General features: G+C 53.6%; 2 rRNA genes. Both read left to right on the forward strand.

The annotated features are described in order from the left end of the window. Positions 1-2,605: ribosomal RNA gene (locus GDN47_RS31715) — 23S ribosomal RNA — on the forward strand; the annotation flags it as partial. Between the two features lie 277 nt (positions 2,606-2,882). Further along, positions 2,883-2,997 (forward strand): 5S ribosomal RNA (rrf, locus tag GDN47_RS31720). Positions 2,998-3,023 lie beyond the last annotated feature (26 nt).

Below are 3,023 nucleotides of genomic sequence, written 5' to 3' on the forward strand. Positions count from 1 at the left end.
AGGTATCTTCATCTGAATAAAATAGGGTGTAAGAAGCGAACGCAGGGAACTGAAACATCTAAGTACCTGCAGGAAAGGACATCAACCGAGACTCCGCAAGTAGTGGCGAGCGAACGCGGACCAGGCCAGTGGCAATGAGTGTTAAAGTGGAAGAACCTGGAAAGGTTTGCCGCAGAGGGTGACAGCCCCGTACGCGTAGATACACTTATTGTCCTAGAGTAGGGCGGGACACGTGAAATCCTGTCTGAACATGGGGAGACCACTCTCCAAGCCTAAGTACTCGTGCATGACCGATAGCGAACCAGTACCGTGAGGGAAAGGTGAAAAGCACCCCGACAAGGGGAGTGAAATAGAACCTGAAACTGGATGCCTACAAACAGTCGGAGCCCGCAAGGGTGACGGCGTACCTTTTGTATAATGGGTCAACGACTTAGTGTAACAAGCAAGCTTAAGCCGGTAGGTGTAGGCGAAGCGAAAGCGAGTCTGAATAGGGCGATATAGTTTGTTGCATTAGACCCGAAACCGAGTGATCTAGCCATGAGCAGGTTGAAGGTTGGGTAACACCAACTGGAGGACCGAACCCGCATCTGTTGCAATAGATTGGGATGACTTGTGGCTAGGGGTGAAAGGCCAATCAAACTCGGAAATAGCTGGTTCTCCGCGAAATCTATTTAGGTAGAGCGTCTGGCGAATACTCCCGGGGGTAGAGCACTGGATGGGCTATGGGGACTCACCGTCTTACTGATCCTAACCAAACTCCGAATACCGGGAAGTACTACCAGGCAGACACACGGCGGGTGCTAACGTCCGTCGTGAAAAGGGCAACAACCCTAACCTCCAGCTAAGGTCCCCAAGTCATGGCTAAGTGGGAAAGGATGTGAGGATCCCAAAACAACCAGGATGTTGGCTTAGAAGCAGCCATCATTTAAAGAAAGCGTAACAGCTCACTGGTCTAGTCAAGGGTCTTTGCGCCGAAAATGTAACGGGGCTGAAGCCATGCACCGAAGCTGAGGATTCCTCTTTGAGGAGTGGTAGCGGAGCGTTCCGTAAGCTGATGAAGGGATACCCGTGAGGGGTCCTGGAGGTATCGGAAGTGCGAATGTTGACATGAGTAACGATAAAGAGGGTGAGAGACCCTCTCGCCGAAAGACCAAGGGTTCCTGCTTAAAGTTAATCTGAGCAGGGTTAGCCGGCCCCTAAGACGAGGCGGACACGCGTAGTCGATGGGAACCACGTTAATATTCGTGGGCCTGGTGGTAGTGACGGATTGCTTAACTTGTTCACACTTATTGGATTGTGTGGGCGGGGACGCGGTTCCAGGAAATAGCTCCACCGTACAGACCGTACCCGAAACCGACACAGGTGGTCAGGTAGAGTATACCAAGGCGCTTGAGAGAACTATGTTGAAGGAACTCGGCAAATTGCACGCGTAACTTCGGAAGAAGCGTGACCCTTATATGCGCAAGCATGTGAGGGTGGCACAGACCAGGGGGTAGCGACTGTTTACCAAAAACACAGGGCTCTGCGAAGTCGCAAGACGACGTATAGGGTCTGACGCCTGCCCGGTGCTGGAAGGTTAAGAGGAGGGGTGCAAGCTCTGAATCGAAGCCCCAGTAAACGGCGGCCGTAACTATAACGGTCCTAAGGTAGCGAAATTCCTTGTCGGGTAAGTTCCGACCTGCACGAATGGCGTAACGACTTCCCCGCTGTCTCCAACATAGACTCAGTGAAATTGAATTCCCCGTGAAGATGCGGGGTTCCTGCGGTCAGACGGAAAGACCCCGTGCACCTTTACTATAGCTTTACACTGGCATTCGTGTCGGCATGTGTAGGATAGGTGGTAGGCTTTGAAGCAGGGACGCCAGTTCTTGTGGAGCCATCCTTGAAATACCACCCTTATCGTCATGGATGTCTAACCGCGGTCCGTTATCCGGATCCGGGACAGTGTATGGTGGGTAGTTTGACTGGGGCGGTCGCCTCCGAAAGAGTAACGGAGGCGCGCGATGGTGGGCTCAGACCGGTCGGAAATCGGTCGTCGAGTGCAATGGCATAAGCCCGCCTGACTGCGAGACTGACAAGTCGAGCAGAGACGAAAGTCGGTCATAGTGATCCGGTGGTCCCGTGTGGAAGGGCCATCGCTCAACGGATAAAAGGTACGCCGGGGATAACAGGCTGATGACCCCCAAGAGTCCATATCGACGGGGTTGTTTGGCACCTCGATGTCGGCTCATCGCATCCTGGGGCTGGAGCAGGTCCCAAGGGTTTGGCTGTTCGCCAATTAAAGCGGTACGTGAGCTGGGTTCAGAACGTCGTGAGACAGTTCGGTCCCTATCTGCCGTGGGTGTAGGAATATTGACAGGATCTGTCCCTAGTACGAGAGGACCGGGATGGACATATCTCTGGTGGACCTGTTGTCCTGCCAAGGGCATAGCAGGGTAGCTATATATGGAATGGATAACCGCTGAAGGCATCTAAGCGGGAAACCAACCTGGAAACGAGTGTTCCCTATCAGAGCCGTGGAAGACGACCACGTTGATAGGCCGGGTGTGGAAGTGCGGCAACGCATGAAGCTTACCGGTACTAATAGCTCGATTGGCTTGATCGTTCCCATTGCCAGTGCTCATCTCCCGCTGAATGCGAAAGCATTCATGCGGTATGAGCCTCTAAAAAACGTGTTCAAACACGCCAGCTTCTCAAAACGTCCATGCAAAAGCATGAACAGCAAGCTTCGGCCACCTGTCGCCTCGAACTCGAGGTGACCGTATGGCCGGCTGATGTCCCCTTCGAGCGGTAAGCGAGAAGGATAAGGCATATCAGCCACAAAGAAGCGACTTGAGCTGTCCATGCGTTCCGCATGGACAGCTCAAGTTGCGCTTTGCCGACCTGGTGGTTATGGCGGGGTGGCTGCACCCGTTCCCTTTCCGAACACGGCCGTGAAACGCCCCTGCGCCCATGGTACTTCGTCTTAAGACGCGGGAGAGTAGGTCGCTGCCAGGTCTGCTAATCGCAACTCCAGGCTAAAT

Origin of the sequence: Martinezella dioscoreae, assembly GCF_009176305.1 — a bacterium.
GTDB lineage: Bacteria > Pseudomonadota > Alphaproteobacteria > Rhizobiales > Rhizobiaceae > Rhizobium > Rhizobium dioscoreae.